The following is a 25,994-nucleotide window of genomic DNA, read 5'->3' as shown; positions in this document are numbered from 1 at the left end:
ATTACATGGATAATCATGAAAAAATACGTCAATACATTAAAAAAAATCTTATTATTTTTAATGCAGAGGAAACTATTGTTGCTAATGATGACAACATATTTGAAAAAGGCTATGTAAATTCGCTCTTTGCTATGCAAATGTTAAATTTCATAGAAACGGAGTTTGATATAGTAGTAGATAATGATGAACTTGATATTATTAACTTTTCTACTATTAATAATATGGTTGATCTAATTAACAAAAAGAAGAATGGGAATTTCACAGTATGAGTAATGCAGAAGAGATTCTGGGAGTAGTTGATGAGTTTGCGGAAAAGAAGCTTCGGCCTCGAGCAAGTGAGTTTGAAAGTAATGAAGAGCTTCCCTATGATGTGATACAAGAACTCTCAAGGTATGGTGTATTGGGTGCAACGATACCAAAAGAATATGGGGGGCTTTCTCTTGATTCTTTAGATTATGGTCGTCTTACTGAAATCATTGGTAAAGCTTGTAATTCGGTTCGTGAATTACTTACAGTTCATGTATCTTTAGTAGGGGAGTCAATTAAAAGGTGGGGGACTGAAGAGCAAAAGAGAAAATGGTTACCTGAGATGGCAACGGGGAACCTATTATTTTCATTTGCCCTAACTGAGCCAGAGGTCGGTTCTGATGCAAAAGCCGTTGGAACTTCCTATAAACAAGTTGATGATCATTTTATTCTTAATGGGCACAAAAAATGGATTTCTTTTGCTGACATTGCGGATTGTTTTTTAGTTTTTGCGTCTAGTGAGGGAAAAGTTAGCGCTTTTATTGTTGAACGGTCAATGACGGGTGTTTCTACAAATAAAATGAGTAAACTGTTAGCAAGCAATTCCTCGCATATAGCTGAGATTCATTTGCAAGATGTAAAGGTACCAGCTGAAAATTTGTTAGGACCAATTGGGGGTGGATGGAGTTATGTAGTTAACACAGCTCTTGATCATGGTAGATATAGTATTGCCTGGGCGGGAGTAGCCATTGCTCAAGAAGCACTAGAAGCAATGGTAGCTTATTCAAGAAGAAGAAAACAAGGGAATAAATATATATGTGAATATGAAGCAATTCAAACAATTTTAGCAGAAGCAAGTGTAAATATAAAAGCAGCTCGTTCGTTATGCCAAGAGGCTGGGAAAAAGCGTCAGGATAGACATACTGATGCTGTAATTGAAACAACCATTGCAAAATATTTTGCCTCAAAGATGGCTATGAAGGTAGCCACAGACGCTGTCCAAGTGTTTGGTGGAAATGGATTTTCAAGAGAATATCCTGTTGAGCGTTTATTTAGGGAAGCAAAGGTTTTAGAAATTATTGAAGGTACCTCGCAGGTACTTCAGCCAATTATTGCGCAGCATGCACTTCACACTTGTTCTCAAAAGGGAGGACTTTTAAGAATATGATTTATGAATTGGTAAAAGAAAAGGATGAATTCAAACAAATAGCTCCACTTCTCGTTGATTATAAGAACCATCCAATACTTAACGGTATAGCTCATGGTTACAATAAGGGACATATTTATGTGGATAATCCTAATAACCCTAGATGTGCACTTGTATGGGCAGAACAAGAAATTTTTTATTTATTAGGTGATCCTACAAGTAATTTTGTTTCAAGTCTACCAACTTTTATTAAAGAAGTAATTGCACCTGAGGCTGAGCAGATAGGAGATGACTTTTTCCAGGTTGAATTATTACCCGAATCAAAATGGAAACAGGTTGTCGAGGAACAATTGCAAATGTTTATTCCTAAACCTTACACTCGAGTAACATTTACTTTTGATCTGGAGTCTTATAATAAGTTATCTAAACCTAATATGCCTGAAGAGGTAACGGTGGAACGTATTACAATCGACATGCTATCAGATAAAAAGTTCGCAATGGTACGGGATGATATTGTTGATTTTTGGGAGTCAACTCAGGATTTCATCCAAAATGGATTTGGTTATGTAGTAATGGTACATGAACAAGTTGTAACTAGTTGCTTATCGGTTTTTGCAACAGATACTGATGTGGAAATTGGAATTAATACTTATGATTTATTCCAGCGAGGTAAAGGGTATGCTTGGTTGGCTGCAAGAGCATTCTTGGATGACTGTTTAAAACAAGGAAGAACACCACATTGGAAGACAGAGGATTTTCGTATTCCATCTATTAAACTAGCGGGAAAAGTTGGATTCACAAATCTTCAAACCTATACAGCTTATGTGTTTCCTTATAACGAATTAGATAATTATGTTTTTACCGCGTACCATCAATTAAGATACTATTCAAATTTTAATAAAGCTAGTGAGTTTGTACAAAAAGCTCGTACTTTAGGAGATTTAAATGCATGGCATCACTTTTTACTTTCATGTGGTTATTCATTAATTGATAGAATCGATCTTTCGTTAAAGCATATGAATCTTGCACTAGATCTAGGATGGAATGATGTATCAGATATTCGCTATGTAGTCGATTTAGTGAATTTAAGAAAAACTGAAGAGGGACGAGCTTTATTAGATAGAGTTGAAGATAGCTTAAGATGAAAATAAGGGAGATAAAAAGATGAATATTGTATTTATGTTTCCTGGCGTAGGATCCCATTATTCTGGAATGGGTAAGTACCTTTATGAAAACTTCCCTGTAGCACGTGAGATATTTGAAGAAGCAAGTGACACTCTAAAAATAGACATGGATTCCCTTTGTATGGAGAAGATATACAAAGCTGACCTTGAAAAGTTACAAAATTCACAGACTGCTTTAGTAACAACTAGCATGGCAGCTTTTCGAGTTTTTGAACAGGAAATAGGCAATAAACCAGAGGCAATGATTGGATATTCTTTGGGAGAATATACAGCTCTATGTGCTTCTGGAGCAATTGCATTTTCAGATACATTAAAATTAGTACAAGAACGTAGTACGATTTTGAGTAGCTATGCATTGACTATAGATGGAACTATGGCATGGGTTAACAATCTTACTCCAGAAATTGTTGAAGGTATTTGTTCAGAATTGTTAACCAAGGGACAGGAAGTATATATATCGGCTTATGACACTCCAAATAAAACATCAATTTCTGGTACAAACTCTGCGGTTCAATTAGCTTGTGAAATGGTAGTAGAGCATGGGGGAATTGCAATCCCCCTTAAATTAAGTGGACCATTTCATTCTCCTATGATGCAACCTGCTGCTGAAAAATATAAGAGTGTACTAGAAAATATAGATATGAAACAGCCATTAGTACCTGTCATAGCGAATCATGATAGTTCAATGTATAAAGGTGTAGAAAATATAAGAGAAAACCTTTACTTACAATTAATAAAGCCTGTGAAATGGTTGGACATGATTCACTATCTAATGAATCAAGGGTCTATGAAAGCTATTGAAATGGGACCAAAGGAAGTCTTGAAGTATCTCCTGCAAGCTATTAACCCTGCTATATCGACATGTAATTATGAAAGGGAGAAAGATATCCTAAATACAAAAAATTCTTTTACATTACAAGAATCTGATTATGAAGAAGTAATATCAGGGTGTTTAACTGTAGTTGTAAGTACAAAAAATTATAATACAGATTTAAGTGAGTATCAGAAAAAGGTAGTACGCCCATTTCAAAAGGTCCAAAGTCAATTCGAAGAAAAAATTAATTTGGGGTATTCAGTGGAGAAAAGTGATGTAGAAGAAGCAATCCAAATGATGAAAACAGCACTTACTGAAAAACAGATTAAAGAGAGAGAACAAAAACGTTACCTGCAAAGAGTTCTTCAATGTAAAAGTTTTTAGATATAAAATATAAATATATTAAGGGAGCGATGATGGATAAATGTTCAAGAAAATTGGTATTGTAGGTGCTGGAACAATGGGGATCGGCATGGCAGTAGATTTAGTGCTGCATGGTCTAGAAACGGTATTAATTGATGTTACAGAAGAGCAGTTAGAAAAAGCGGAAGAGAAAATATTAGAGACAGTTCGCTTTGCTCCTCTGATTAATAAAGCATTTCCTAGAATGCATAAGGAAGAAGTACTTTCGTTAATAAGTAGCTCTACTAATCTTGATGAAGTGGCTGAATGTGATTATATAGTAGAGAATGTTCCAGAAAACTGGCAAATTAAAGAGCCGATCTATAGAAGATTAGATGAGATATGTAAAAAGGATACAATTTTTGGAGTCAATACATCTTGTATCTCAATAACAAAAGTAGGAGGAGTAACAAAGCGTCCAGATAAAATAATAGGAATGCATTTTATGAACCCGGTATATATGAAACCATCTATAGAAGTTATTAGAGGATATTTAACTTCAGATGAAACGGTCACGAAGGCTCAAGCTTTCCTAAAACAATTAGATAAAGATGCAATTGTTGTTAATGATCAGACTGGTTTTGTTTCTAACCGTATCTCCCACTTATTCATGAATGAATCAGCTTGGGTTGTAATGGATGGTGTAGCAACACCTAAACAGGTAGACGATATATTTAAAAAATGCTTTGGACACACAATGGGTCCATTAGAAACAGCAGATTTAATTGGGTTAGATACAGTATTACATTCATTAAATGTACTTTATGAGGAATATCAAGATCCAAAGTTTAGATGTTGTCCATTACTTAAAAAGATGGTGGATGCAGGTGAATGTGGTAGAAAGAGTGGTAAAGGTTTTTACGCTTATTAAAATTAAAAATTACAAATAGGGGTGTATAAAATGCAAGATAAAAATCTAGAACAAATTATTCATATGTATATTCAAGAGCATGTAGGTATTGAATTTAATGATGATACTGAGATTTTTGAAGAAGGACTAGTTAATTCTTTATTTGCAATCCAATTGATGACTTTTCTTGAAAAAGAATTTGCCATAAAGGTAACTATGGATGACTTAGATATGGATAACTATAAGTCTGTAAATTCTATTGGTAATTTTATAAGAAATAAGCAAATGGTTCGGTAATGGACATGAAACAATACTTAGAGCCATCTCAATATAAAATGTATCAGAATTTTTTGGATTTTGTTTGTAAAAATATAGAACCTCACGCTAATAGTTGGGAGATTGAACAGGGCATTCCATCAGATATAATAAAGACTTGTGCTAAAAATGGTTATTTAGGTGGAACACTTCCAGCGGAGTATGGTGGATTAGAATGGGATTATGTAACGTATGGGTTATTTACTGAAGCAATAGCAAGAGGTAGTGTCTCTCTTTCGGGATTATTTAATGTCCATACGATGGTAACAGAAACGATTTTAAAATGGGGAACAGAAAATCAAAAAAATCAGTGGTTACCATTACTTGCATCTGGTAATCAAATAGCTGCATTAGCTCTTACTGAACCTGGAGCAGGATCAGATTTAAATATGATTAAAACGAACTTTGATCAACACGGGGATAAATTAATACTTAATGGAGTGAAGAAGTGGATCACTTTTGGTGCAGCTGCTGATGTGTTTTTGGTATTTGGAAAGCTTAATGGTGAACAACCAATTGCCTGTTTAGTACCAAAAGATAGTATGGGTGTAAATGTTACTCATATAAGAGACATGCTTGGATTTAAAGCTGCATATTTGGCAGAAATTGAATTCAATAATGTAGAAATACCTTTAGAAAATATCATTGGTAGACCAGGATTTGCTTTTACTTACCTTGCACCGTATGCTTTAGAATTTGGGCGTATTTCAATTGCCTTTGCTGCTCTTGGTGTATTACGTACTTGTTTAGAAATCTGTGGGAATCATGTATTACATAGAAGCGCATTTGGTAACTCTCTAATTGATCATGGCATGATTTCACATATGGTTACGGATATGGGAGTAGATTTAGAAGCTTCTATACTCCTTAGTTTAGAAGCTTGTAAGGCCAAAAATGAACATCGAGCTGATGCTACTGAAAAGATTATGATTGCAAAATATTTTGCATCGCGCTCAGGTACAAGGCATTCAACGAATGCTGTACAGATTATGGGAGCACTTGGTTGTAATGATAATTATTCAATATCAAGGTGCTTTAGAGATTCTAAAACAATGGAGATCGTTGAAGGGAGTAATCAGATTCATCAGCTATTACTTGGTAAGGGATTTGCTAAAAAAGCGAAACGTGCCATTGAAAAAATACCTGTAACTAAAGGAGTGATACAACCCGGATGAGTACATGTATACAAAAGCTGTTTGAAGAACAAGTAGTCCGTACGCCAGATGAGGTTGCTGTTATCTTTAAAAAAGAAACATTAACCTATAAGGAATTAAATGAAAAAAGTAACCAATTAGCTCGTCTTTTACGTGAAGGTGGAGTTGGTCCAGATACAGTTGTAGGTATTATGGTAGAGCGATCTATTGAAATGGTTGTCGGAATTTTCGGGATATTGAAAGCGGGCGGAGCATATCTTCCGCTTTCCCCGAATCATCCATCATCACGATTACAATTCATTATAGAAGATAGCGGTGCTAAATTAATACTTACGCAAAAGCAAATCCTACATCGTTTTCAAGATAGTTTGAAAGTTGATATGTTGGCTTTAGATTCGATTTCCTATGAAGGAAAGGGTGAAAATCTAGAGTGTATTAACAAACCCTCTGATCTTGTGTACGTAATATACACTTCCGGTTCAACCGGGAAACCTAAGGGTGTTATGATTGAGCATTTGGCCTTAGTAAATCGAATTGAGTGGATGCAAGAGGCTTATCCAATTAGTTCAAAGGATACTATATTACAAAAGACCCCTTATACATTTGATGTATCCGTATGGGAGATGTTCTGGTGGGCCATAGTTGGAGCCAAAGTATGTATTCTTGCGCCGGGGATGGAGAAGTTTCCACAGGCTATTATTGAGACAACTGAAAGTAATGACGTGACAATTATGCATTTTGTACCATCTATGTTAAGTGCATTTTTACACTATCTTGATGTGACAGGTGAAACTAACCGAATAAAATCGTTGAAACAAGTATTTGTTAGTGGTGAGGCACTACTGTCTCAACATGTAAACCGTTTTAACAAGCTACTAAATTTCTCTAATGGTACACTTCTTACTAATCTGTACGGACCTACTGAAGCAACCATTGATGTGACTGCTTATGATTGTCCGACACATGAGATTACAGAAGGGAGCGTTCCAATAGGGCGACCAATTAGGAATATTGAGATGTTTGTTGTTGATAAATATGGTAATAAACTTCCGGAAGGCCATATAGGAGAATTATGTATCTCAGGTATAGGATTAGCACGTGGATATGTAAATAGGCCGCAATTAACGGCAGAAAAGTTTGTACAATATTCCCTTGATACCCGTATATATAAAACCGGTGACTTAGCTTTAATAAGATCGGATGGGAATATTGAGTTTCATGGAAGAATTGATTTTCAAGTTAAAGTTAATGGGCTTCGTATTGAGTTAGGGGAAATAGAATCGTGTTTAATGTCTTGTGAAGGAGTTTTACAATGTGCGGTAATTGTAAGACAAGAATCTGAGATGGTAGTTAAGTTAATAGCTTTCTATGAGTCAGAAAATGCTATGGAGTTAGAGAGGTTAAAAAAATATCTTCGCTTATTTTTACCAGATTATATGATACCTAACAGTTTTGTACGTGTAAATGAAATGCCATTAACGGATAGCGGAAAGATAGATAGAAAAGCACTTGCCTTATTAGGTTCCGATAAATATTCACACCATACCACACTTGTAGGAGGTTCTGTTAATGAGGAAAGCAGTAAAGATTCATAAAGAAGATATTGAAGATGTAATCGCCCTTACACCAGTGCAGGAAGGTATTCTTTATCATTATTTGAAAGAACCCGAAGGAAAGCTATATCATGAAGAACTTCGACTTTGCTTAACTGGAAAAATTAATATTCCAAAGTTTGAAGAGGCGTGGAATTATGTAACGCGGGAAAATGAAATGCTGCGTACAATTTTTCGATGGGAAAAAGTTAAACAACCTGTACAACTTATACTAAAAGAGCATACTCCGAACATTATATATAGTGATGGTAAAGTCTCTAATGATACAGAAAGCTTTGATTTACAAACAGTTCCCTTTTCTATCGAACTGTGCCACTTGAACGAAGGCGAATATGAAATGGTTTTACGTCATCATCATATTTTGTTTGATGGTTGGAGTAATAGTATTATTTTACAAGAGTTTATTAAGGTATATCGAGAGTTAATAAAGGGAGATGTACCATCATCTATAAATAAAAAGAAATTTAAAGAATATATACTATGGCAACAAAAACAAGATAAATCAAAACAAAAGCTTTTTTGGGAACAATATTTAAATGAATTAACTGAACAAATAAATTTATCCAATAAAAATTCTAATCAACTAAAAAAAGCAAAAACATATGTAAAAGAGATAGATAAAGAGCGAAGTGATAGATTTCGAAGTTTTGCAAGTAATCAAGGTGTAACATTGGCTACATTATTCTATACAGCCTGGGGTCTATTATTACAAAGGTACAAAAATTCAGAGGACGTAATATTCGGTACAACAGTATCCGGGCGTTCAATTCCAATGCACGGTCTGAGTGAAATGGTAGGTTTATTTATAAATACACCACCACTTCGTGTAAGTGCTGATGGGAGAATGACTGTTTCAGATCTTTTACAAAGAATTCAAAGTGATGTCCAAAGAAGAACTGAATATGAAACGACTCCAATTGTTGATTTAAACGTGTCATTTGACACTATTATGGTAGTTGAGAATTATCCTCTTGATATAGAAAAGCTGAAAGAAATTGATGAAAGTGTAAGAATTTCAGGTTATGAAGTAAATGAAATGACCAACTATGATTTAACCGTCTCAATAGAGTGTTTCGATTCTATTAAACTTGCAATGCTGTGGCCTGAAGATCTATTTGATGAATCCATTATTACCAGTATAACTAACCATTTTATACAACTATTAGATTCAATGCTTTTAGATGAAGGACAACCATTACAAACTCTTAAGATGTTAGATGAGGCAGAAGAAAAGTTTTTGCTTCAAGGTGGTCAAAATCAAAGTGCTACATTCCCACACACAACACTTCATCAATTAATTGAGATGCAAGCTGAAAAGCATCCTGAGAGAGTGGCACTTACATTTGAGAATAGTGAGATGACTTATGGAGAGTTGAATGAGCGTGCGGATAAAGTAGCATTTGCTCTTCTAAAAGAAGGTGTAACTTTAGATTCTCCAGTAGCTGTAATGTTGGATTACTCATTTAATATGATTATCTCTCTACTTGGTATTTTAAAAGCAGGTGGGGCTTATGTTCCAATTGATCCTGATTATCCGCAGGAACGAATTGATTTTATTCTTCAAGATAGTGGGTCAAATGTAATAATAACCTCAAATTTATTTGAAGATAAAGTTAAATTTGATAGCACAATACTTTTTATTGAAGAACTTAATAAGACATTGATGCAAGATTTCGAGAGAGTAGATGTTGCCCCAAATAATTTAGCATATGTCATTTATACTTCTGGAACAACAGGACGTCCTAAAGGGGTTATGATTGAACATAGTAATGTAATACAACTTGTCATGCATCAACCAAATAGTTTTAAATTCTCTAGTAATGATGTGTGGTTACTATTTCATTCTTTCTGTTTTGATATGTCAGTTTGGGAGATATTTGGATCACTTACTTATGGTGGACGTCTTGTCCTTGCAACAAAAGAAACAATCCGTGATACGTATAAACTTGCTCAGTTGATTGCAGATGAGGGAGTAACGGTATTGAATCAAACTCCATCTGCATTCTATGTTTTTCAACAAGTAGTTGAAGAGATGCCTAAACTTGCTTTTAAAATTAGGTTAATTACATTTGGAGGGGAAATGTTGAAGCCAAGTTTACTGCAAAGTTGGTTTAAGCGTTCACCTAATACGGTCATAGTAAATATGTATGGAATAACTGAGACGACAGTACATGTTACTTATAAGGAAATTGGAGAAAAAGAAATGCACAGTAATCTTAGTGCTATAGGCGTGCCTCTTCCTACGTATTCGTGCTATGTATTTGACAAACATATGAATCCTACACCTAAGGGAATGCAAGGGGAACTTTATGTTGGAGGACATGGAGTTGCGCGGGGATATCTAAAGCGTCCTGAACTAAACAGTGAACGTTTTATACAGAATCCTTATAATCCAAGTGAAAGATTATATAGATCAGGAGATTTAGTTCGTATTCTTGAAAATGGTGAGATGGAGTATATAGGTCGTAGTGATCATCAAGTGAAGATACGTGGTTATCGAATCGAAACAGGAGAAATAGAACATCATTTACAACAGCATGCGGATGTGAAGGAAGCGGTAGTTTTATCTATTGCTTTTGGAGAGGAGCAAGAACTGTGTGCTTATATACTAACTGATCAAGATATATCTCAAAATGAATTACGTTATTATCTTACTGACAAAATACCTTCGTATATGATACCTATGTATTTTGTGCTTTTAAGTGAAATGCCATTAACTACGAATGGAAAAGTTAATCGTCGTGCTTTACCTAAGCCTACTAAGTTAGTACAACCAAATGATTTGCTAGATGAGCTTGAAACAACAGTAGCTGATGTTTGGAAGGAAGTTTTGGGGTTAGAAAAAGTAGGATTGTATGATAATTTCTTTGATGTTGGAGGGAACTCCTTAAAAATGGTTCGATTGTTCTCTCGTTTACGAAGCAAGTTTGAAAAAGAACTTACAATGCCTATGTTATTCCGATACCCAACGGTTCATGATCAAGCTTCCTACTTTAGAAGTGATAATGATATGGACCGCCAACCTGAAGAAGTTAAGAAAGAAAATCTTTTATCTATGAATAAAAATGATGTAGCAGTGGTTGGTATGGCGGTTCGTATGCCAGGTGCTTCTAATCTTAAGCAATTCTGGTCAAATTTAGAACAAGGGATAGAATCCATTCGAACATTTACAGATGAAGAGCTTAGTGAGATGGGCATACCAAAAGAAGTGATTCAAAAGCCTAATTATATAAAATCTAAAGGGTATTTAGAAGATGTAGATGCATTTGATAATGAATTTTTTGATTACAGTCTAAAAGAAGCTGAAATGATGGATCCACAACTGCGTATACTTCATGAATGCGCATGGGAAGCACTAGAACAAGCAGGTGAGGTTAATTCTTCTCATATGAATACAGGAGTTTATGTTGGAGGATCACCAAATTTCCACTGGCTTCGTTCTATTGCTAGTGAATCTTCTAATACATTAGAAGATTTCCAAGCAATGTTGTTAAACGAAAAAGATTTCTTTGCTACTCGATTGGCTTATAAATTAAATCTAAAAGGACCAGCGATTACAGTACAAACAGCTTGTTCTACCTCCTTAGTTGCTATTCAAAACGCATGGGCAGATCTTATCGATGGACGATGCGACATAGCCTTGGCCGGGGGAGTAAGTATAACTTATCCAACAAAAACAGGATATTTATATGAAGATGGTATGATTTTCTCACCAGATGGTCATTGTCGAGCTTTTGATAAGGATGCTCAAGGAACAGTGGGTGGAAATGGTGCTGGTATTGTAGTACTGAAAAGGTTAGAGGACGCTCTTCGAGATGGGAATTTAATACATGGAGTTATTAAGGGGGCTGCAGTAAACAATGATGGGTCCAATAAGGCTGGATTTACAGCGCCAGGGGTTGATGGACAAGCTGCTGTTATAAAATCGGCTCATGAAATAGCTGGCGTTAAGCCTGAAGAAATCTCATATATAGAAACTCATGGTACTGGTACGCAACTAGGTGATCCTATAGAAGTAGAAGCATTGAAGTTAGCTTTTGGTAAGCAAGAACCAGGTAGAGTTTTAATTGGATCAGTGAAGACGAACATTGGACATTTAGATGCAGCAGCAGGAGTTGGAGGATTTATAAAGACGGTCTTAGCTTTGAAAAACAAGAAAATTCCGCCGAGCCTTCATTATAATAACCCAAACCCTAGCATTGATTTTGGAAAAAATCCGTTTCGTGTAAATACGGAACTTATCCCATGGAAAGAAGAGGTAAGAAGAGCGGGTGTTAGTTCGTTTGGGATGGGTGGAACTAATGCACATATAGTGTTAGAGTCTGTTCCTGACAATGCTAAGAATTTTGAAAAACAATCTTGGAACTTATTAACTGTTTCAGCAAAAACAGAGGAATCCTTAGATAAAGCTACTAACGATCTATTATTGCATTTGAAGGAGAATCCAGAGATATCACTATCTGATACAGCTTATACATTACAAAAAGGTCGTCGTGAATTTCCATATAGAACTGCTGTAGTTGCTAATGGAATAGAGGATGCCATAGAAAAACTTGGTGATACGGGACTAGAGAAAACAAACGCAATGGAGAGTAGACCTTTAGCCTTTCTTTTTTCAGGTCAAGGATCACAGTATATCAATATGGGTAGAGATTTATATGAAAATGAACCTGTATTTCGTGAACACGTTGATCAAGGTTTAGCCTTACTCTCAAATTGGTTAGAAATAGACATGAAAAATATTTTGTATCCTACAAAGGAGACAGAGGATAAAGCAACTGAACAGTTAAATAGAACTTCAATGACGCAACCTCTACTATTCACTATTGAATATGCATTAGCCAAGCTTCTAATGAATTGGGGAGTTTATCCAAGGGTCATGTTTGGCCATAGTATTGGTGAGTTTGTAGCAGCTTGTTTAGCAGAAGTAATGTCTTATGAAGATGCATTACATCTAGTAATGATTAGAGGGAAGTTAATGAATAGCGTACCAGAAGGCGCTATGCTAAGTGTAAATTTATCTGTTGAAGAATTAAAAACCTATATAACAGATGATGTAGATATAGCAGCTGTAAATTCCTCTCAACATTCAGTGATTTCTGGTACTGTACTTTCAATCAATAAGATTGAGGAATTACTTTTAAATCATGGAGTAAAGACAACGCGTCTATTTACTTCGCATGCTTTCCATTCTCGAATGATGGATGAAGTTCTAGATGCATTTGAGCAAGCTGTAGGAAATATAAAATTATCAAGTCCTAAAATACCTTATATATCTAATGTTACAGGTGAAATGATTACAGTAAATCAAGCCACATCACCTTCTTATTGGGCACAGCATCTACGAAGTACTGTTCAATTTTCAAAGGGATTATCTGAAATTTTTCATTTGAAAAATGTAATTTGCCTTGAGATTGGCCCAGGTAATGCATTATCAACTTTTGTATTAAAACATTTAAATAGAAGTAAAGATCAATTGGCTTTAAACATGTTACGTCATCCTCTGGATAAATCAAATGACTTCGAGCATTTATGCAAGCAAATGGGACGGTTATGGATGCAAGGTGGAACTATAAATTGGAATACTTTTAATAACAGTGAGAATAAAAGGTTATTAGATTTACCAACGTATCCTTTCATGAAAAAACGATTTAAAGCTGATCCATTTTTTAATACTCAATCTCAGAGTTTAACTCAGGAAACAAGAGGCCATAATAAACAGGCTAATATTAAAGACTGGTTTTATTTGCCTTCTTGGGAACGCAAAACATTAAAATCTATACAAATAAAGAAAGAACAAAAATATAAATGGCTTATTTTCAATGATCATCTAAATCGATTCAATCGACTGATAGAAAAATTAAAAAGAGAAGGTCATGATGTAATTGAAGTTAAAACAGGTGGTATTTTCTCTGAAAAATCCGACGGTTTATATACGATATGTCCATCTCAAAAAATGCATTATGAAATGCTATTTTCAGAATTAGAACAAAAAGATTTATTACCAAATAAGATTATACATGCTTGGAGCTTTAATCCAGTTAATGAGGTTATTCTCGATCAAGAGAGAATTGAACGATCAATGGATGAAGGATATTATTCGTTACTTTATATTGCACAAGCAATTGGGAAAATTAATTATGAGGGAGCATTACAGTTAAACATTTTTACTGACCGTATGTTTGAAGTTACAGGTACAGAGCTGAACTTAAAGCCAGAGCAAGCTACAATTCTAGGCTTTTCAAAAATATGCAATCTTGAGTTTCAAAATATAAAATGTCGTACCATTGATATGGATACAGATTCTCAACAAATGTTTGAAGAAGCGGGTTTAATGGAGAGTTTTGTGGATTCTACTGATATAGTTGTAGCTTATCGAGGACGTCATAGATGGGCGCAAACGATTATTCAAAGTCCTTTTGAGGAAGAAGATGTAGAAATTGATAGATTACGAGAGAGTGGCGTCTATCTAATTACTGGTGGACTTGGTGGAATTGGATTTGAAATTGCAAAAGATTTAGCTAATAGAGTACCAAATGTCAAACTTATATTGATTGGCCGCTCAGAGTTCCCACCTCGTAATCAATGGGAACAGTACCTAGAAAATAAAGACGAGCGTGTAAGCCGAGTTATTTCTGATTTGTTGACAATGGAGTCTCAAGGTGCAGAATACATGATCCTAAGTGCTGATGTTTCCAATCAAGATGATATGAAACAGGCAATTGAAAAGGCTAAATCTCGTTTTGGTTCTATTAATGGCGTAATTCATGCAGCAGGTGTCGCTGATTATCTAGGTATTATGATGAATCGTGAAAAAGAATCTAATAATAAAATTTTAGCTCCGAAAATTAAAGGTACACTAGTGCTCGATGCTTTATTAAAAGATGAACCAATTGATTTCTTCGTACTATGTTCATCAATTGGTAATGTGGCGTATCATATGAAATTTGGTCAGAGTGGTTATAATGCAGCGAATGAATTTTTAGATGCATTTGCATTTTATAAGCGGGCTCATGATGGAGTGTTTACTGTAGCTATTAACTGGCCAGATTGGCAAGAGGTGGGTATGTCACTTAAGTCTGCTGAAATATGGGCGAAGCAATTTAATATGGATATGGAAAGTGTATTACATGATGGTGTAACTGTAGAAGAGGGCTTAAAAGTATTCCGTAGTATTATCAATAGAAATCAACAACAAGTTGTGGTTTCTCCAATAGATTTACATTGGAAACTTTTAAATGGTGCCAACTATTATAATGAACTATTGGAAAAAGGAAGTAAGAATAGATTAAAGCAGAATCGTTCAGATGTTTCCACAACGTATAGACCACCAACTAATGAAATTGAACAACAATTATACGAATTATTAAAAGATATGTTTGGAATTGAAGAAATAGGAATTTACGATAATTTCTTCGATCTAGGAATGAGTTCTTTAGATCTTGTTCGTATTAATGTGAAATTAAAAGAGGCCTTTAAACGAGACTTACCTATAGTTGTTCTTTATGAGCATACGTCAATTAAATCTCTTGCTAAATATTTAAGTAATCAAGAAGTAAATAACAATTTAACAAATAAAAAAGAGTTATTGAAAGCGAAATCGGTTATGAAAAATACATTATCTGCTTTAAAAAGTAGAAAGTAGTAAAGGGAGGGGAACAACATGATTAATAAAGAAGTAGTTCCGTCAAAAGTTGAGTTTTGCTGGGGATTACCTGTTATTCCAACACCACAAACAAAAGAACTTCTAGAGGAATATGTTAATCAAGCTAAAAGAGCTGAGAAGAATAACTTTGACTCGGTATTGGTTTCCATTGCACCAACATCTGTTGATCCAATGATAGCAGCGTCTATGATTGGAATGAATACGGAGTTTGTAAAGATTTTGGTTGCGCAAAATACAAACCAGATGCTTCCTACCGTAACAGCAAAAGCATTGAATACTTTAAATAGTTTAATTGGTAATCGTGCAGATATTAACATTGTAACTGGAAGTGCCTCGCTTGTCCTTGCGCGTGATGGATTACCAGAACCGCACCATGTTCGATATGCTAGGACAAAAGAATATATTGAGCTGTTACAACAATTAAGACGAGGAGTAACTAGCTATAAAGGTGAGTTTTATCAAGTAGAAAATAGTGATATTTATCCAAAGGAAGATCTCTCTCGAAGTGCCCGCTACTTTGTAGCGGGGTCCTCCGAGGAGGCAATGAGAGTAGCTGCAGAGTATGGTGATGCTTATATACTTTATGCAACAGACCGCAAAAGTCTTAGAGAACACTATCAAACAGTTAATAATTACGCTAAGCAATATGGGCGCGAGAAAATTCCAGGTGCTATTTTAGTAGACATCATTGCTCGTGAGACTTCGGAAGAAGCATATAAAGAAGCATATGAATTACTTGAGAGAACACCAGCAGCCTTAAAGAGGATGACTAAGCTATTTTTAGATAATGCAGATTCTGTTGGACTTCGCCGATACAAAGATTTAATTACAAAAGATAGTATGTGGATAGATGATCATCTTTGGGGAGGTCTAAGTTTAGTTAACCCATCTAATTCAATTTCTATAGTTGGTAGCTATGAGGAAGTCATCTCGACGTTAACTGATTTTTGGGAAATAGGGGCAAATTATTTTCTTATTACTTCTCAGATTAGTGAGCATGAAATTGAACGTATTGGTCAAAATGTTGTGCAACCATTTAAAAAGAAAATTGAAAAGTTAATCCAAGTTAACTAAAAGAGGGCTAAAAATATGAAGTTAAACATATGGTTGAAGTTTATCATTTTAATGACTTTAATAGTACTCCCTTATCGACAGGTGGAAGCGCAGGAAACGGTACAGTTTAATGAGAAGAAAATACAGAAGCATATAGAAGAACAAATATCTCAAGCGGGTATTCCTGGACTTTCAGTAGTAATTGTAAAAGGAAACGAAACGATTTATAAGAAGAATTATGGTTATGCCGATATAGACAATAAACGTCAAGTTACGAATGAGACGCTTTTTGAGCTAGGTTCTACTTCAAAAGCTTTTACGGCATTAGCTGTATTGCAGCTAGAAAAAGAAGGGAAAATTAAACTTAGTGATTCTTTAACTAAATATGTTTCATGGTTTGAAATGGAGTATAAAGGCAAACCTTATGAAATTACACTTTATGACTTATTACACCATACTAGTGGAATACCGGAAAAGGCCATTGGATATATTCCTATAACCAATGGCAAAGATTCTATTGAGAAAACGATTAGGAATGTTATGCCAATAGGACTAAACCGAGAGCCGGGTAGCAGTTTTGAATATTCTACGGTTAACTACGATCTATTAGGCTTAGTAATCGAGAAGGCAACTAATCAATCATTTGAAAGATATGTTCAAGATCATGTGCTATCAAAGTTGGATTTATTGAGTACATACGCTGGACGTGAGATGGCCCCATTAGATAACATGGCCCAAGGTTACAAGCGTAATTTCTTACAATCATTACCCTATGACGCTCCTAATTATAGGGGGAATACACCGGCTGGATATTTTATTTCAAATATAAATGATATGGAAAGATGGTTAAAATTACAGCTTGGGGTTGAAAAGCCTAGGATGTTTCCGGAGGAATTGATTAACGATTCTCATAAAGCGAATAGAAAGGTTGCCCCAGATAGCAATGGAGCTTCATATGCAGCTGGATGGGAGGTCTATCAAAGTGGTGGAGGGGAAATTTCACATGGTGGAAGTAACCCAAATTATTCATCGTATATTGGTTTCCGTGATGAGGAACAGATAGGGGTCGTAGTATTAGCTAATCTGAATAGTAATTACACTTACTATATCGGTAGCAGTCTTTTAAATATGATGATAGATAAAGAAGTTAAACCGTTACTCTATGATGAATATAAGAAAACGGATCAAATAGGAACAGCCTTATTTGTGATCTCATCTTTGTGTTTACTAACGTTATTGGTCATGTTATTTCATTTAATCAGGGAGATTATTTTTAGAAAAAGAAAGTTTATATTACCAACGGGAAAAACATTGTTACATATGGTATTAGTTGTTGCGATATATGGGCTAATGATTTATGCACTCTATCAACTACCAAATCTCTTGTTTGGAGGGCTTCCGTGGGCATTTATAAAAGTTTGGGCTCCTTCAACTGTTGTACTTGCAATATATGCAATTGCTGGGGTGGGTTTGGCCTATGTTATCCATACATTCTTAAATCTTTGTTTTCCAAGACAAAAGGGAAAGTCGCTTTTGACTTTAATTGTTTTGGGATTAATATCAGGATTTGGTAATGCCTTTCTCATTTTTGTGATTAATGAAACGTTTGTTAGATCAAATAATTTGGAAAATGGCTTGTTGTTTTACTTTGTACTTGGAATTGTTATGTATGTCTTTTCACAACGTATTATTAGAACTAGTATTGTATCGTATACAAACGAGCTAGTTTATGAAAAAAGGATGGAATTAACAGATAAGTTGTTACAGACTCCTTATTATAAATTGGAGTTGATTGAGAAGGGCCGAATAGAGGCGACATTAAATAACGATACGGAAGTTATCTCTCGTTCTCTCAATCTATTAGTTACTGCTGGAACAAGTTTATTAACGTTACTGTTTTGTTTTCTCTATCTTGGTGTAATGAATATGTATGCCTTTTTACTATCCTTGTGTATCATCTTTATTACTGCAGGGGTATATTCTCTGATCGGACGACAAGCAGATAAAGTTTGGAATGAAACAAGAGATATTCAGAATGTATATTTTCGTTTGATTGGTGATCTAAGGCATGGTTTCAAAGAGCTTAGGCTTCATACTGGAAAACGAAACGATTTCCGAGAAGTTATGAATGAAAGCTGTAATAACTATCGTGTTAAACGAACGATAGGAGATATTAAATTTGCAAATGTGTTTGTTCTGGGAGAACTATTATTCATTTTTGTTATTGGTATTGTAGTTTTCGTATTTCCAGAAATTTTTGTTAATATGCCAAAAGAGACGATAAGTAACTATGTAATTGTTTTTCTGTATATGACAGGTCCAGTTAATGAAATACTGGGCGGTATCCCTCAGCTCGTAAATGTACGTATTTCTTGGCAACGTATTCAACAAATGGTGAAGAGTGTAGATCATATAAAGGCAAATGAGCAAATCGCGACAACAAAAGAGTACTTAGATGTGCCAATTTGTTTGCAGCTACAAAATGTAAGTTATAAGTATAAGAATAAAGATGGAGATTTTACTGGTTTTGGTATTGGTCCAATAGACATGGAGTTTAATTCTGGAGAAATAGTCTTTATTGCTGGTGGTAATGGGAGTGGAAAATCTACTTTATCAAAACTGATTACTGGGTTATATGAACCTAATGAAGGTAACATTTTATTAAATGGAAAAGAAATAGCTCCAGAGGAATTGAATCAATACTATTCAGCTATCCTGAGTGATTTTCATGTTTTTGATAGGCTATATGGAATTAATACAGAAGGAATGAAAGCAGAAATCGATCATTATTTAGAACTTCTCCAACTGAGTGACAAGGTTGGCATTGAGAATGGGCGCTTTACTACTACGCAACTATCAACTGGACAAAAGAAAAGGTTGGCATTGCTGGTTACGTATTTGGAAGATCGACCTATACTTTTATTTGATGAATGGGCAGCGGATCAAGATCCTGGTTATAGACGCTTCTTTTATGAAGAATTGTTACCTCAAATGCGAGCGAAGGGTAAATGTATTATTGCTATTACTCACGACGATCAATATTTTCATTTGGCAGATAAGCTTATAGTGATGGAGATGGGAACTGTGAAAATGAATAAAACAAAGGAGGCATTATCATGAGTAAGGAAATTAAATGTGTTGTTTGGGACTTAGATTGTACAATTTGGGATGGTGTTTTATTAGAGAGTGGTACAGTTACTTTAAAACCTGGAATTTATGAAATTATATGTGAATTAGATCGACGTGGAATACTGCAATCAGTTGCTAGTAAAAATAACTACGAAGATGCAATAGCTAAATTACGGGAATTTGGAATAGAAGAGTATTTTTTATATCCGGAGATTCATTGGAACTCTAAATCTAGTTCCATTGAGAAAATTAGAAAAAATTTAAACATAGGTATTGATACTTTTGCGTTCATTGATGACCAACCTTTTGAATTAGAAGAAGTACAGAGTGTTCATAATGATATTCTGTGTATACATGTAAATGAATATAAGTCGTTATTAGACTTGCCACGACTACAACCAAAAAGAATTACAGAAGATTCACGTCGTCGAAGACTGATGTATTTAGAAAATCTTAAGAGAACGAAGGATGAAGAAGAATATGAAGGCCCAAAAGAAGAATTTTTAGCTTCACTTGGGATGAATTTTGTGATTAGTGAGGCTCGTGAGGAAGATTTGCAGCGTGCAGAGGAGTTAACAGTACGTACGAATCAATTAAATTCGACTGGTATTACCTATGATTATGATGAATTAAACTATTATCGTAATCATCCAGATTATTTATTATTAGTTTGTGAGTTATCAGACAAATATGGCTCCTATGGGAAGATTGGTTTAACACTTGTAAAAAGGACTGAGGAAGCCGACTGCCTAAAACTTCTTCTCATGTCTTGTCGTGTAATGTCCCGTGGCGTTGGTACTATACTCCTCACATATCTAATGGAAAGGACAAAACAGGCAGGTAAACGCTTTTTGGCTGAGTTTCGACAGACTGACCGTAACCGTATGATGTTTGTTACGTACCGATTAGCTGGATTTAAGGAAACTAGCAACGAAAATGGAATATTAATTTTAGAACATAATCTTGAGAATATAAATCCTTATCCTCACTATATTAATATACAATTTCCGGAAACACCAACGGATGTGGATAGAGGGGAAGTGGAAATATGCAACAAACAATTGTAAAGCATTCTCTTACGCATCCACAAAAAAGAGTTTGGTATAATGAACAAATTTATCCAAACACATCTATGTATAACATCGGAGGGATGGTTCTTATTAATGGGGAAATTAATTTTACAATTTTAGAAAAAGCAATTCAATTATTCATTAAGAAAAATGATGGTTTACGTCTACGAATTTTTCAACAACATAGAGAACCCCACCAATATATATCACCATTTGAACCTACACCAATACGTTTAATTGATTTTTCTAATCATCATAATCCAAGTTTAGAAGCTAGAAAATGGGCCCAGGATGAATTTCAAAAACAAATTCCACTTGAAGGAGGCCCTCTGTTTGAATTTGTGCTCTTGAAAATAAGTGATGTAGAAAGCTCCTATTTTGTTAAGTTTCATCATATTATAGCTGATGGTTGGACAATCCAACTTATGACGAGTCAAATTATCGATTTTTACTCTAAGTTAAAGAATGATGAGCATATAAATGATACGGTTGAATCTACTTATCTGTCTTATTTACAAGCAGAGGAGAAATATCTGGAATCCCCTCGATACGTAAAAAATAAGAATTATTGGAATGAGAAATTTATGAATCTGCCAGATTTCTTTTTATCAAAAACATCTCATTCTCTAGAAGGGAAACGAAAGATATTTTTAATTGAAAAAGAAAAATCGGTTGCTCTACAGTCTTTTATACAAAAACATAGAATATCTATGAATACATTATTTTCAACCTTTATGCTTATTTATATTCATAAAATGTATGATCAATCAGACATAATCATTGGATCTCCTGTACTAAATCGTTCCGGTGTACTAGAAAAGAAAATAGTAGGTATGTTTACTAGCACAATGCCGTTACGGTTAAATGTGGATGAAGATGAGAGTGTTTTATCTTTCATTAAAAGAGTAAATCATGAAATAAAACAATGTCTATTTCACCAGCGTTATCCTTATAACTTATTGGTAAAAGACTTGCAATTGACTAGTAAAGGATACGATGGTTTATTTCAATATAGTGTGAATTACTATAATACAAAACTTAAAAATACTATTGATGGATTTTCTTTAGAAAACGTGGAGTTTTACAGTGGTTACCAAGCCTATTCATTGCAGTTAGTTATTAAGGAATGGGCAGATGAAGGTTTAGAAATTCAATATGATTATAAAGTCGCAGATTTTGAAGAAGATCAAATCAATTGTATGCATGAAAGGTTTTTAGCTTTAATAGAACAAGTTTTACGTAATGAAGATCAATCGATAAAAGAATTATCTTTGTTATCGGATGATGAGCAAAAGTTTATGTTAGAGAAATTTAACAATACAGCTGTTGTGTATCCGAAAGAAAAAACTATTCAAGAATTATTTGAAGAACAAGTAAAACAGACACCAGAAAAAATAGCAATTCAACATGCTGATAGATCAATGACTTATCTTGAATTAAATAAGAAATCTAATCAGTTAGCAAGAAGGTTACGAGAAAAAGGAGTCAAAAATGGTCAAGTCGTGGGTATACTAGCTAAACATTCACTTGAGATAGTAATTACAATTTGGGGAGTTATTAAGGCTGGAGGTACATATTTGCCTATAGATCCTTCCTACCCAGAGGACCGAATTCGTTATATTTTGAATGATAGCGGCACAACATTACTTTTAACTGACTATACAAATGAGGGTAATTTAGAATATTTAGGTGAGAAAATTAATATATGTGATCAGAAACTTTATGAAGGAGATAATGCCAATCTAAACCTAGTAAATGCACCAAATGATCCAATATATATAATTTATACCTCTGGAACCACGGGGAATCCTAAAGGAACTGTAATCACTCAATGTGGATTGGTTAACTATATTTCCTGGGCTAAAAAGAACTATATTAGTAGTGAAAATGATGTTTTTGCATTATATTCATCCGTTTCTTTTGATTTAACAGTAACTTCAATATTCACTCCTTTAATAAGTGGTTTATTGTTAGTAATATATCATGATAATGAAGATGAGTTTATTTTGTCAAAAATACTCAAGGAAAATGTAGTAACAGTATTGAAAGTTACGCCTTCACATTTAGCATTGTTAAATAACTATTCACCCCCAAGAGTTTCATCTCTTCGCAGATTGATTGTGGGTGGAGAGGATTTGAAAACCTCAGTAGCCGAAAAGATATATGATTTTTTTAGCGGTAAAGTTGAAATAATTAATGAATATGGACCAACTGAAACTGTGGTTGGATGTATGATTCATCGTTATGATCCAGATCTAGATCGAAGAGCATCCGTACCAATTGGTACACCAGCTGATAATGTTCAAATATATTTATTGGATAAGAATCTTCAGCCGGTTCCTATTGGTGTAAAAGGAGAAATTTATATATCGGGTGATGGGGTAGCTAAAGGTTATTTAAATCGTCCGGATTTAACAGCGCAACGTTTTTTATCCAATCCATTTATTTCGAGTGAGAAGATGTATCGAAGTGGTGACTTAGCTGTCATGTTGCCAAATGGATTAATTGAGTATCAAGGACGGATGGATTCTCAAGTGAAAGTTAAAGGATATCGTATTGAAATAGGGGAAGTTGAGAATGCACTGTTACAACACAAGTCTGTTAAAGATGTAGTAGTGGTGAATTGGCAAGATGAGGATAATTCAAATCATCTAGTTGCTTACATTGTTTTGAAAGACAGTGTTCAAAATATAGAAATACGCAGTTTTATTTCGCATATGCTACCAAGTTATATGATTCCTTCATTTTTTATCTATATGGATCAGCTACCGCTTACTATCAATGGAAAGGTAGATCGTCAAGCGTTGCCAGATCCGATGTTAAATAACGGTTCTAATCATACTCATTTAGAAGAAGTAGATGAAGATGTTACTGGAATGGTTAGTGAAGTTCTCAAGGAAATATTACAGACTGATAGAATCGAATTGCATAGTAATTTTTATCATTTAGGTGGAGATTCTATTAAAGCGATCCAAGTGAGCGCTAGATTACAAGAACTGGGATGGAAAGTTAGAGTTAAAGATGTACTAAATTATCCAGTTGTAAGTGAATTGGCAGCAATGTTAGTTAAACAAAAAGATGTTACAGTCTCACAAACATTGGTAACAGGAAAGGTAGAGCCTACTCCTATTATGCGTTGGTTCCTTGATCAACAGTTTAAGAACCCGCATCATTGGAATCAATCGGTATTACTGTCTTTGAAGAAGCCGGTTAAAGAAGAATATGTTAATAAGATGTTAAATACGATCATGCATCATCATGATTTGTTACGGTTAAGGTATGAGGATAAGCAGGATTACTTCTATTATGACGAAGATATGTCCATTGTTGATTCTAAGGTTACCATGTTTGATTTGTCTGAAATTCCAATTGAAATGGCTTTGAATCAGGTTCATATAAAAGGTGAAGAGTTAAAAGGAAGTTTAAATTTGAATGTAGGACCATTATTTAAAGGGGCCTTATTCCAGCTTTCAAATGATCAACAGTTGTTATTATTAACTGCACACCACCTTATTGTTGATGCTGTGTCCTGGCGTATTTTAATTGAAGATGCAAACCGATGTTTGAATAGCTTGTATTTAGGAGAAGTTCCATCGCTACCATTAAAAACTAACTCTTTCCAAGATTGGTCTGAAGCTTTAAATAGTCGAGGAGTTAATTTAGTACATGCTGAATTAGATTATTGGGAATCCATAGATAACACGCTAGATAATAATTTTCAAATTAATAGAGAAAAAGAAAATAGTACTGTTGAAAGTTGTACGACTCTTACCTTTACATTGAATGCAGATGATACAAGAAAACTATTAACTACTGCAAATGTGCCTTACAATACACAACCAATGGAGTTGTTACTTGCTGTGTTGACAGAAAATTTAGGTAAATATACAAACCAAGATCAAATTAAATTTGAGTTAGAAGGTCATGGTCGAGAGGAATTATTTGAGCATCTTGATATTTCACGTACAGTAGGGTGGTTTACAACGATGTATCCTATTGTATTACAAGTTTCACATAATATTGCTAATCAAATAAAGAGTGTTAAAGAAGAGGTTCGTAAAAGACCTAATAAGGGAATTGGATATGGAATTCTTAAAGAGAAGTTTCCTTCTTGCAAAGATTTAACTCAAAATATAATTCGTTTTAACTATTTAGGAGAGATAGATAATTCTCTCGGGGATGGATGGTTTACTATTGTTGATTATCAAAGTGGCAGTGAACAATCAAAAGATAATCATATTACTGCATTATTGGATATTGTGGCCATGGTTAAGAATAAAAGCTTAGAAATTCATGTGACATTTAGTACAAGTCATTTTCAAAAGAATTTTGTAGAAAATTTATTTTCAGATTATCTAGAACGACTACAGACATATATCCAATCCTGTTGTCAAATGCAAACAAAAGAATTTACTTCATCAGATTTTGAAACCTTAAACCTTAGTGATGAAGAAATTGATAATTTGTTTGATTAAACAACTATTTGATGAAAATTTTATTTAATAAAGGAGAAGTCACTTGAGAAAATTAATGAAAGATTTATCGCCAGGATTGAATAGTAACAAATATTTGGTTTGTGTTCCTTATGCTGGGGGCTATTCGAATTCTTTTTTACCTTTAAAGAATTATTTACCGAAAGATATAAAACTTATTTCATTTGATCCTCCAGGCCATGGTCCTAATCTTTCTCCACTAGTTGATAACATAGATGATCTTGTTAATTTATATTTAATGGAGATGCAACCAATTTTAGAGGGAGAGGTTACATTATTTGGCCATAGCATGGGAGGAATTATAGTTCACCGTATGGCTCAAATTTTAGAAAGTAAGGGCATAAATCCTAAAAATGTTATTATCTCTGCTATGAATCCACCGGAAATAAGAAGAAAAACAAATCATTTAGATGATAAAGACTTTATAGATTATATAAAGTCTTTGGGAGGATTACCGGATGAAGTATTACAACATCAGGAGCTTTTAAACTATATCCTTCCAGTTATTCGATCAGACTTTCGTGCCATTGAGAATTATATAAATGATGACACAACATTGTTGAAAGCGCCCCTATATATTATTAGTGGAACAACAGACTCTAATTATACAGTAAAAGGGGCTAAGAAGTGGGTAGAATGGGGCAATGAGGTTCATTTTCTAACAGTTAATGGTGGTCATATGTTTTTACTACATCAAGCTGACATCGTGGGCGAGTTAATTATGAAAATACTAGATAGGGTAAAATCTGTGAAGTAAAAAAATTAAGAGATGTATCTGAGTAAGAGAAAAGTGCATTTCTATGCTTTATGTGAAACTTCTATCGTTAAAGTAGCAATCTAATTGGTCGTTATTGGGAG

General features: G+C 34.4%; 14 protein-coding genes. All 14 read left to right on the top strand.

Going from position 1 to position 25,994, the window contains the following annotated elements; translation table 11 throughout:
* Positions 1-5: 5 nt before the first annotated feature.
* The 14 genes from ACTJJY_RS19185 to ACTJJY_RS19120 are packed head-to-tail and all read left to right on the top strand — an operon-like array spanning position 6 to position 25,893.
* Positions 6-269: an acyl carrier protein gene (locus ACTJJY_RS19185; RefSeq protein ID WP_000368639.1), complete on the top strand. Its 264-nt coding sequence runs from the start codon at positions 6-8 to the stop codon at positions 267-269.
* A complete protein-coding gene (locus ACTJJY_RS19180; RefSeq protein ID WP_098299379.1) occupies positions 266-1,414 on the top strand; it encodes an acyl-CoA dehydrogenase family protein in 1,149 nt (382 codons plus the stop codon). Before ACTJJY_RS19185 ends, ACTJJY_RS19180 begins: the two co-directional genes overlap by 4 nt.
* On the top strand, positions 1,411-2,538 hold the full coding sequence (locus ACTJJY_RS19175) for a GNAT family N-acetyltransferase (RefSeq protein WP_440606292.1): 1,128 nt from the start codon (positions 1,411-1,413) through the stop codon (positions 2,536-2,538). The genes ACTJJY_RS19180 and ACTJJY_RS19175 overlap by 4 nt, the downstream gene beginning before the upstream one ends.
* Positions 2,539-2,557: 19 nt before the next feature.
* On the top strand, positions 2,558-3,775 hold the full coding sequence (locus ACTJJY_RS19170) for an ACP S-malonyltransferase (RefSeq protein ID WP_440606291.1): 1,218 nt from the start codon (positions 2,558-2,560) through the stop codon (positions 3,773-3,775).
* A 40-nt stretch (positions 3,776-3,815) separates the two neighbouring features.
* The gene (locus tag ACTJJY_RS19165) at positions 3,816-4,664 is read left to right on the top strand and encodes a 3-hydroxyacyl-CoA dehydrogenase family protein (RefSeq protein ID WP_000473351.1); all 849 of its coding nucleotides are present in this window, start codon (positions 3,816-3,818) and stop codon (positions 4,662-4,664) included.
* 30 nt (positions 4,665-4,694) lie between these two features.
* On the top strand, positions 4,695-4,940 hold the full coding sequence (locus ACTJJY_RS19160; RefSeq protein ID WP_098436646.1) for an acyl carrier protein: 246 nt from the start codon (positions 4,695-4,697) through the stop codon (positions 4,938-4,940).
* Positions 4,940-6,133, top strand: a complete 1,194-nt coding sequence (locus ACTJJY_RS19155) for an acyl-CoA dehydrogenase family protein (RefSeq protein ID WP_440606290.1) — start codon at positions 4,940-4,942, stop codon at positions 6,131-6,133. The genes ACTJJY_RS19160 and ACTJJY_RS19155 overlap by 1 nt, the downstream gene beginning before the upstream one ends.
* Positions 6,130-7,707, top strand: coding sequence for a zwittermicin A synthase ZmaJ (zmaJ, locus tag ACTJJY_RS19150; protein ID WP_440606289.1), 1,578 nt, complete (start codon positions 6,130-6,132; stop codon positions 7,705-7,707). Before ACTJJY_RS19155 ends, zmaJ begins: the two co-directional genes overlap by 4 nt.
* Positions 7,682-15,370, top strand: a complete 7,689-nt coding sequence (locus ACTJJY_RS19145) for an amino acid adenylation domain-containing protein (RefSeq protein ID WP_440606288.1) — start codon at positions 7,682-7,684, stop codon at positions 15,368-15,370. The genes zmaJ and ACTJJY_RS19145 overlap by 26 nt, the downstream gene beginning before the upstream one ends.
* 18 nt (positions 15,371-15,388) lie before the next feature.
* On the top strand, positions 15,389-16,465 hold the full coding sequence (locus ACTJJY_RS19140) for an LLM class flavin-dependent oxidoreductase (RefSeq protein ID WP_000608549.1): 1,077 nt from the start codon (positions 15,389-15,391) through the stop codon (positions 16,463-16,465).
* Between the two features lie 15 nt (positions 16,466-16,480).
* Complete coding sequence (locus ACTJJY_RS19135; RefSeq protein ID WP_440606287.1) at positions 16,481-19,564, top strand: cyclic peptide export ABC transporter; 3,084 nt, start codon at positions 16,481-16,483, stop codon at positions 19,562-19,564.
* A complete protein-coding gene (locus ACTJJY_RS19130) occupies positions 19,561-20,640 on the top strand; it encodes an HAD-IIIC family phosphatase (RefSeq protein ID WP_000031545.1) in 1,080 nt (359 codons plus the stop codon). Before ACTJJY_RS19135 ends, ACTJJY_RS19130 begins: the two co-directional genes overlap by 4 nt.
* A complete protein-coding gene (locus ACTJJY_RS19125; protein ID WP_440606286.1) occupies positions 20,622-25,118 on the top strand; it encodes an amino acid adenylation domain-containing protein in 4,497 nt (1,498 codons plus the stop codon). Before ACTJJY_RS19130 ends, ACTJJY_RS19125 begins: the two co-directional genes overlap by 19 nt.
* A 43-nt stretch (positions 25,119-25,161) precedes the next feature.
* On the top strand, positions 25,162-25,893 hold the full coding sequence (locus ACTJJY_RS19120) for a thioesterase II family protein (protein WP_001228849.1): 732 nt from the start codon (positions 25,162-25,164) through the stop codon (positions 25,891-25,893).
* The last annotated feature ends 101 nt before the right edge of the window (positions 25,894-25,994 follow it).

The organism is Bacillus sp. 22475 (assembly GCF_052044835.1).
Classification (GTDB): domain Bacteria; phylum Bacillota; class Bacilli; order Bacillales; family Bacillaceae_G; genus Bacillus_A; species Bacillus_A cereus.
The sequence above is the reverse complement of the archived record's forward strand: the minus strand, read 5'-3'. Positions and strand labels throughout refer to the sequence as shown.

Excerpts from the sequence above, each read along its gene's own strand:
- ACTJJY_RS19135 (WP_440606287.1), top strand. The coding sequence starts at position 16,481 with ATGAAGTTAAACATATGGTTGAAGTTTATCATTTTAATGACTTTAATA.
- ACTJJY_RS19175 (WP_440606292.1), top strand. The coding sequence starts at position 1,411 with ATGATTTATGAATTGGTAAAAGAAAAGGATGAATTCAAACAAATAGCT.
- ACTJJY_RS19165 (WP_000473351.1), top strand. The coding sequence starts at position 3,816 with ATGTTCAAGAAAATTGGTATTGTAGGTGCTGGAACAATGGGGATCGGC.
- ACTJJY_RS19160 (WP_098436646.1), top strand. The coding sequence starts at position 4,695 with ATGCAAGATAAAAATCTAGAACAAATTATTCATATGTATATTCAAGAG.
- ACTJJY_RS19140 (WP_000608549.1), top strand. The coding sequence starts at position 15,389 with ATGATTAATAAAGAAGTAGTTCCGTCAAAAGTTGAGTTTTGCTGGGGA.
- ACTJJY_RS19130 (WP_000031545.1), top strand. The coding sequence starts at position 19,561 with ATGAGTAAGGAAATTAAATGTGTTGTTTGGGACTTAGATTGTACAATT.
- ACTJJY_RS19155 (WP_440606290.1), top strand. The coding sequence starts at position 4,940 with ATGGACATGAAACAATACTTAGAGCCATCTCAATATAAAATGTATCAG.
- ACTJJY_RS19170 (WP_440606291.1), top strand. The coding sequence starts at position 2,558 with ATGAATATTGTATTTATGTTTCCTGGCGTAGGATCCCATTATTCTGGA.
- ACTJJY_RS19125 (WP_440606286.1), top strand. The coding sequence starts at position 20,622 with ATGCAACAAACAATTGTAAAGCATTCTCTTACGCATCCACAAAAAAGA.
- ACTJJY_RS19145 (WP_440606288.1), top strand. The coding sequence starts at position 7,682 with ATGAGGAAAGCAGTAAAGATTCATAAAGAAGATATTGAAGATGTAATC.
- ACTJJY_RS19185 (WP_000368639.1), top strand. The coding sequence starts at position 6 with ATGGATAATCATGAAAAAATACGTCAATACATTAAAAAAAATCTTATT.
- ACTJJY_RS19180 (WP_098299379.1), top strand. The coding sequence starts at position 266 with ATGAGTAATGCAGAAGAGATTCTGGGAGTAGTTGATGAGTTTGCGGAA.
- zmaJ (WP_440606289.1), top strand. The coding sequence starts at position 6,130 with ATGAGTACATGTATACAAAAGCTGTTTGAAGAACAAGTAGTCCGTACG.